Here is a 5,943-nt window from a genome sequence, read left to right on the forward strand (position 1 = left end):
GGGGGGCATCGCGGGTCTAGATCCGGCAAGAACGGATCAGGAACAAGCAGCATGCGTTACGACGGTTCAACCATGGCGACGATGGCCACGCGCGCAGCGGTGAGATGGCGTGGAGGGCGGGGTAGAAGGCCAATGCCGACACCGCTTTACCGCTTCCCACTGCACAGACGGGCACGAGCTCGTGGCCGACCTCCAGGGCAAGCGGCTGCCGACGTGGGCGCTGATGCGCGCGCACGCGGAGCGCGTCGCGCTGGACCTGATGCTCGGCGCAACGCCGCGCGATTGGTCGTCCTGGACGGTGGAGATCTACGAGGCGTGGGGTCGCCACGTGCTTTCGAAGCCGTTCGCCGACGTGCTCGTCAATCGGCAGGCACGGCAAGGTTGAACGATTTCTGGAGGGTTTGCAGCAGATATGCCTGCCCGGGTCAGTGAAAACGACCACTCTGATCGGCCCCAGATATGTTCCGAGCCAGAAGCCTGCCGGCCGTCATCAGGGCCTGCCGCAGCACCGGCAGCATTTCCCTGGCGTGGTCCTGCTCGATGAGCCCATGTGCCATCAGCAAATGGTCAGCGACGAGTTCCAACACAGACCTTGGATTCGTAGCCGGATGCCCCGGAGGCGGGACAAAGCGCGCGAGCGTTCCGTAGGCGGTGAAGGGTTCAGAACCACTTGAAGCGATTTCGGTCAGCGACCCCAAATACCCGAGGAAGGTGCGTCCTGGGGGGCCGAATGACGGTATCGCTCCGCCGACGACCCAGGCGTAACTCCCGTCGGCCCGACGGAGCCGGTGGCGGAACGTGTACTCCATCTGCTCAGCATGGACGCTGCTGAGGAAGCTGATCGCGATCTCCCGATCCTCCGGGTGTACAGAATTCAACCAGCCATGACCCGCACCCGAAGCTTCGTCTCTCCCTGTGAACGCGCACCATTCTGGGCTGACGTAGGTCACCTCCCCCTCAGCGTTCGTGACGAAAATCATACCGTTCCCCCAGCTTCAAGGCGTTTGGGGCGCTAACGCGCATTAATGACACTAGGGCAGCCGCCACATACTCAAAACCATACTAGTACAAATGGACTAATGTGCCGGCTAAAAAATGTGATATGAGAGAGAACAATCTTCTTCGTCGGGTATGTGTCTCGTAATGACAAGCTCCCGCGAAACGCATCGGGCGATGCTGGACAATCTAGCTCGAGCCCTCGGCATTCCCTCCGAGCGATTTTTTGCCTGCGAATCGTTTGTAGATGGAGCCCTTACCGCTGGAGAATGCTTGAGCCTTTGGTCGAAGATCAAGACAATAGAGGGTCGCAAGCAAGCTCTGCAGGCGCTGCGCGTAATCGCGGAAACCTCCTGGCTCGATGAAGCCTAGGCGCCGCATTGCGCCGGTGCGCCCGCGCCCCTCCCCGCCGGCCCACATCCGGCGAGAGCACTTGCTTAGCTTCACAAATGATAGAAGCTGCGCAGCACTCGCGGCCACTAAGTAATCTTTTATCATATGTTTAGCCGGCGATCGTGCAAATCAGGCGATTTCGAGGATATGGAGACGAATATCCTCTGGAACGGTTTGCCGCGTGTCGGGCTTTATAGGAAAATCGCCCATCGTTTTTTCTGGGTGTGAACAGGAAACCATGCGCGTCGTGAAAGATTTCTGCCGTTCATGCGGCATCGAAATAGTAATTTATGTTGGCACAGAATGCATGATCACACAGGCCGCCCATAAGGACCGGCAAGAGCATTGTAACTGCAAATCGGACGAGAGGTGCCCGATGGTCACCTTATCAATGGTAGCCCATGGGTGCGAACCGTTGCCGCTGAAAGGGGCACGCTTTAAGGCCTCGCATCAGGTTCAGCCTCGAGTCGATGGCAACAGCCCGAAGCCGGGCTACGCTGTGGGATCCGCGTCGACTACCGCAGGGCGCTGATGATCAACGCGCGCCGCGTCGAGGCGATCGGCGAAACCTGGATCTGGTACGGGAATCAGACCTTCCGGCGGGACCGCCTGGAGCGGCCTTTTGGGGCGCCGGTACGGGAGGCCGGTCGGTAGGGTGCAGGCACGAAAAAGCCCGCCGCGACAGCTGCCGGTCGGGCTCAAGTGATGTCGGGGCCAGAGGAACCCCTTGGAGAGCCGGGGCGTAACGCGAGCTAGTTAACGGAGAACGAAAGAGCCCCGCGCGGCGGATGCCGGCGGGGCTAAGTGCGACTCGGGTAGGAATGAGCGTGAAACGGAAGTGCCCCACGCCGTGGCCGTAAGCGATCCATGTGCCAGCAGTACTGGAGCGAAGGCCGTGGGTACGGAAAAATCCCCGGCGGCAGCTGCCGGGCGATCTGAGGATAATGCAGGGGGGAGGGGGGCTCAGAGCCTGGGAGTTAGAGCCCCTTCTTCGTCCCAATGGTCCGGCCACCACCGCGACGCATCATGTGGTGGCGCATCATCGGCCGGCGCATCATACGACGATGCATCATCCGGCGCTCCATGCGGACATTCGTCACCAGCTCGGCGGGTGCGGCCACAGCGGCGGACGGGCCCATGGGTGCAGCGGAGGCGGACGTGGAGAGTGACGCTGCGCCGAGCGCGGCGAACAGGGCGGCGGCGATGATGGATGAGCGCAAGATGGTTCTCCTCGCGTGCCGCCAGAAGCGACAGCCTTCTCCCGTCGGTCGACCGGAGAATGGAAGAACCAAGCTCAAGCTCGTTTCGATCCGTTCGATCGTGGACCCGTAAGCGCGTGGAATGCGCAGCCGGGCACCTCGGATAGCCATCCCCGCTTAGACAGCGTTTTAGTGAGTGCGCGCTGCGGGCCCATTGGCAGCGATCCAGTCGGGCGAGAGGACGTGGCCTTCCTCCGTCACGATCCATGGTAGCGCTCTCGGATCTCGGAGCGCGTCGATCGCAACCGTCAGGGCTTCGCGCAGTGTTCGAAACTCATGTCCCTCCTGCCTACGGGGAGACATACCCCGCGGCCAGATCGTCAGATCGGCGGGCTTGTCCAGGTCGCTGAGCGTCATGCGAACAGTCTGCTTCGATGGGAGGGACACGCCTCGATACCGGAGCCCTATGGCTTCGGTTGGACGATCGTGTTTCGGGTATGTGACCGTGTTGGATGGGGGGAGCCCTAAGCCCGTGCGCCTACCCGGTGCGACCCACCCAGGCTGATCCCCTTCGACGACACCGAACGCGTGCCGAACGATGTCGGAGCGTAGGGTTTGCGTGACAGGTCATGCAGCGCATCTCCGACGAGACCTGGCGCTCCTTGTAGAGCGCGCCTTTCGCAGGTTGCGGCGATGCGGATGCCGAGTTCGTGGGTGTGGCTACGGCCGTAGAGGTAGACCGCCAGCCGGGCGCGGGTGGCCTCGGGAATACCTTCCAACAGGCTGGGCAGCGTCTCGGCTTCAGCGCCCATGAGCCGCCCCAGCACCTCTATGGCGACCGGGCAGTCCGCAGCAGGATCATCGACGCTGATCGGGTACGCTCGGTTCACGACGGCACCTGTTGGCTGGACGCGAGCACGGTGGCGGCAGGTGGTTAATGATTGGTGTCGCGGATCAGTAATGCCGCTCGGCCCGCGTCAGTGATCGCCCACTCTCGCGATCCCTCAGCGGAAGTGGCTCCTATCGGCTCGACGAAACCCATCCTCATCAGCCCAGGGATTTCCTGATCCCCCTTCGCAGGGCGTGGTCCGCGCGCCAGCAGCGTCAGCCGGTAATGCTGGCTCGGCCGCAGCTTACCCTTCATTCTACCGCCCTCTTCGGCGTCTTCCCCTCCACAAACCTGATGCCCTGCTATGGCTATGTCCTCATGCGGCGGTTAGCGCATGGTGAGGATGGCGATCATAGCCGATCATCCAGATACGTAATTGACATTGCAGGAGGTCGCGGTTCGGGTAGCTGCGCTCTGCTGAGAGGTCGGCGACGACCCATGCACAGATTGATCTTGCTGCTCCAATTCACGAGAGGCGAAATCAAGACATCTAGCTCGCGCCTCTGGATCAATCAAAGCTGTAAATGCCTTCACGAGAGCTATCGTTTCTGCAAGCTTCTCTGAGGTGTTTACTCCAAAAAACTCGCTGACCGACTCTCCTAGGATTGAAGCTATGCGCTCCATGATCGTGAGTTGTGCGGAAGGAATACGATGCGCTTTTTCCATGGCGCGGGCTTCTATGAAGCGCCGGTGAGGACGGCAATTCAATTTGTCGGTATCCGACTCATCCGGCGATCAGGTGAGGCGGGCCTGTCCCCCGATCTGATCACGGGGCGACGGGTGCTTCGCCCATCTCACCAGTGAACCGGTCCTGAGCCCGGCTTGGGGGCAAGAGGGCCTCAAGCGGTTATCGCGGCGTCAACGATCCACCACCTGTCAGTCCCAAGAGAACTTTACCCGCTTCCTATGCCACGGGATCGTGTTCGCTTCGGCGTGGGTACACCTGCAGATCTTCATCAGACCAGCATGCTTGAAGGCCCCTGGCATCAGTCGGCTCCGCGTTTCGCCCCATGAACGATCTGCTGCAGCAGCGAAGGAAGCGGAAGGCCGTGCTCGTCCAGTAGGAAGGCGGCGCTGAGTAGCGCCCGGATATGTTGCTCCGGGACTGGCCGACTCATGATCTGCGCGTCCAGCACCTGATCGGCGAGGAGGCCGGCGAGGCGGCAGACTTCGGATAGGCGGTCCGACGCGGCGGTCATGCCTTCCGCTCCCGGAACCGAATACCAGCGCCTCCGCCGTTCTCGGGGATGAATTCGATCCCAGCCATTTCAAAGCTTGAGCGGATAGCGTCGAGGGTTGATCGCTTTGCGTCGGACCCATTCTCAATGCGGGTCACAGTGTTGGCAGTGACGCCAGCTTTTTCAGCCAATTCGCGAACGCCCCACCCAAGGGCCGCTCGGGCCATCCGCATCTGAGCCGGATTCATTGGTTTTTTGTCCAAACGCGCGTTGACAGCGTACCAACGCTGCGATAGGTACAGTGTACCAACGCAATGCGACGCTCGCAACACGGATCGCCCCGATGCGCTACGCCAACCTCATCCCTGCCTCGCACATCAGCCGCAGCGCCGACCCCCGCCTGACCGCAGACGCCCGCCGCGCCTTCATCACCACGAAGGCCGCCGTCGTCGCCTCGACCGAGAGCGCCAAGCGCTTCGCCCGCACCGTCGCCCCGCTGGTCCACCGCGACGGCTCCTTCGACCGCTCCGCCATCATGCGTGCTGCCATCCGTTCGGCTCAGGCCCGCATGGAAGTGACCGGCGACGCCTGGGGCGTGTGCATGTCCTACGCCCTCAGGGGCGCCTGGGCCGCCGAAGGCTTCCCGCGCCTACCGTGCGCACTGAGGTCGGACCGATGGCCTCCGACCTGATCCGCTCTCCCGCCGTCCGCCTGCTGCACGCCCGGCAGGATCACGCGCTCTGCCTGCGCCTCGCGGCCTCTTACCGGCACCGGATCGCGGCCGGCGAGACCGATCAGCGCGAGGCCCATGCCTGGGCGCTCGGCAACGCCCGCCGCTGGCGCCTCGTCGCCGCCGAACTGAGCGAGACGCGCTGATGGCAAACCTCTCCCGCCGTGGCGTCCTCGGCGCCTTCCTCGTCCTCGTGTCCTCGCGGGTGCCGGCCATGGCCTCCGACCGTGTGCTGCCGGCGATCCGCTGGGCCGAGAAAGCCGATGCTGTCTATTCCGCCTCGGGCCGTGTCGCGGCCGATCTCGCCGACGCAGGGTTGCCGATGCCCGCCGGTTGGAGCGCCTACCGGGCTTCCCTGGCCCATGTGCGCCGGCTGGCCCGCCTCGACCTCTACGCCCTGACGCCGACTACGCCCGAGACCGCCACGGCGCTGGCCGCCTATCACACGGCGCAGGGCGAGCGGGCCGGTAGCGCAGGCGCCCGCCGAGCTGCCCGCCGCCGGCTCCGCAAGGTGTTCGCCCAGCCGGGTGCCGTGCTGCCGCCCTGGCCGACCTAACC

Annotated in this window: 10 protein-coding genes; 4 read left to right on the plus strand and 6 right to left on the minus strand. The window is 63.3% G+C overall.

What is annotated here, in order from left to right; translation table 11 throughout:
• Window positions 1–181 precede the first annotated feature (181 nt).
• Window positions 182–385, plus strand: a complete 204-nt coding sequence (locus FV230_RS23325) for a hypothetical protein (RefSeq protein ID WP_246694969.1) — start codon at window positions 182–184, stop codon at window positions 383–385.
• A 40-nt stretch (window positions 386–425) separates the two neighbouring features.
• On the opposite strand, the gene FV230_RS23330 is transcribed toward FV230_RS23325, so the two are convergent.
• The 6 genes from FV230_RS23330 to FV230_RS23360 form a co-directional block, all read right to left on the minus strand.
• Entirely contained in the window at window positions 426–980 is a 555-nt protein-coding gene (locus FV230_RS23330) for a PAS domain-containing protein (protein WP_147844094.1), read from the minus strand.
• Between the two features lie 1,386 nt (window positions 981–2,366).
• Window positions 2,367–2,609, minus strand: a complete 243-nt coding sequence (locus FV230_RS23335) for a hypothetical protein (RefSeq protein ID WP_147844095.1) — start codon at window positions 2,607–2,609, stop codon at window positions 2,367–2,369.
• Window positions 2,610–3,112: 503 nt separating this feature from the next.
• Entirely contained in the window at window positions 3,113–3,478 is a 366-nt protein-coding gene (locus FV230_RS23345) for a hypothetical protein (RefSeq protein WP_147844097.1), read from the minus strand.
• A gap of 359 nt (window positions 3,479–3,837) precedes the next feature.
• The gene (locus tag FV230_RS23350) at window positions 3,838–4,143 is read right to left on the minus strand and encodes a hypothetical protein (RefSeq protein ID WP_147844098.1); all 306 of its coding nucleotides are present in this window, start codon (window positions 4,141–4,143) and stop codon (window positions 3,838–3,840) included.
• Window positions 4,144–4,463: 320 nt separating this feature from the next.
• Entirely contained in the window at window positions 4,464–4,676 is a 213-nt protein-coding gene (locus FV230_RS23355; RefSeq protein WP_147844099.1) for a hypothetical protein, read from the minus strand.
• Window positions 4,673–4,882, minus strand: a complete 210-nt coding sequence (locus FV230_RS23360) for a helix-turn-helix transcriptional regulator (protein WP_147844102.1) — start codon at window positions 4,880–4,882, stop codon at window positions 4,673–4,675. The genes FV230_RS23355 and FV230_RS23360 overlap by 4 nt, the downstream gene beginning before the upstream one ends.
• Window positions 4,883–4,998: 116 nt before the next feature.
• On the opposite strand from FV230_RS23360, the gene FV230_RS23365 reads away from it, so the two are divergent.
• The 3 genes from FV230_RS23365 to FV230_RS23375 are packed head-to-tail and all read left to right on the plus strand — an operon-like array spanning window position 4,999 to window position 5,941.
• Complete coding sequence (locus FV230_RS23365) at window positions 4,999–5,346, plus strand: hypothetical protein (protein ID WP_246694970.1); 348 nt, start codon at window positions 4,999–5,001, stop codon at window positions 5,344–5,346.
• The gene (locus FV230_RS23370; RefSeq protein ID WP_147844100.1) at window positions 5,331–5,531 is read left to right on the plus strand and encodes a hypothetical protein; all 201 of its coding nucleotides are present in this window, start codon (window positions 5,331–5,333) and stop codon (window positions 5,529–5,531) included. The genes FV230_RS23365 and FV230_RS23370 overlap by 16 nt, the downstream gene beginning before the upstream one ends.
• Window positions 5,531–5,941 (plus strand): penicillin-binding protein, encoded by a 411-nt coding sequence (locus tag FV230_RS23375; RefSeq protein WP_147844101.1) that lies wholly within the window; start codon window positions 5,531–5,533, stop codon window positions 5,939–5,941. Before FV230_RS23370 ends, FV230_RS23375 begins: the two co-directional genes overlap by 1 nt.
• Window positions 5,942–5,943: the final 2 nt, after the last annotated feature.

The sequence above is a fragment of the Methylobacterium sp. WL6 genome (assembly GCF_008040095.1).
Taxonomy (GTDB): Bacteria; Pseudomonadota; Alphaproteobacteria; order Rhizobiales; family Beijerinckiaceae; genus Methylobacterium.

Coding starts and splice junctions, on each gene's coding strand:
- FV230_RS23330 (WP_147844094.1), bottom strand. CDS start 980: ATGATTTTCGTCACGAACGCTGAGGGGGAGGTGACCTACGTCAGCCCA.
- FV230_RS23350 (WP_147844098.1), bottom strand. CDS start 4,143: ATGGAAAAAGCGCATCGTATTCCTTCCGCACAACTCACGATCATGGAG.
- FV230_RS23355 (WP_147844099.1), bottom strand. CDS start 4,676: ATGACCGCCGCGTCGGACCGCCTATCCGAAGTCTGCCGCCTCGCCGGC.
- FV230_RS23360 (WP_147844102.1), bottom strand. CDS start 4,882: ATGGCCCGAGCGGCCCTTGGGTGGGGCGTTCGCGAATTGGCTGAAAAA.
- FV230_RS23365 (WP_246694970.1), top strand. CDS start 4,999: ATGCGCTACGCCAACCTCATCCCTGCCTCGCACATCAGCCGCAGCGCC.
- FV230_RS23370 (WP_147844100.1), top strand. CDS start 5,331: ATGGCCTCCGACCTGATCCGCTCTCCCGCCGTCCGCCTGCTGCACGCC.
- FV230_RS23375 (WP_147844101.1), top strand. CDS start 5,531: ATGGCAAACCTCTCCCGCCGTGGCGTCCTCGGCGCCTTCCTCGTCCTC.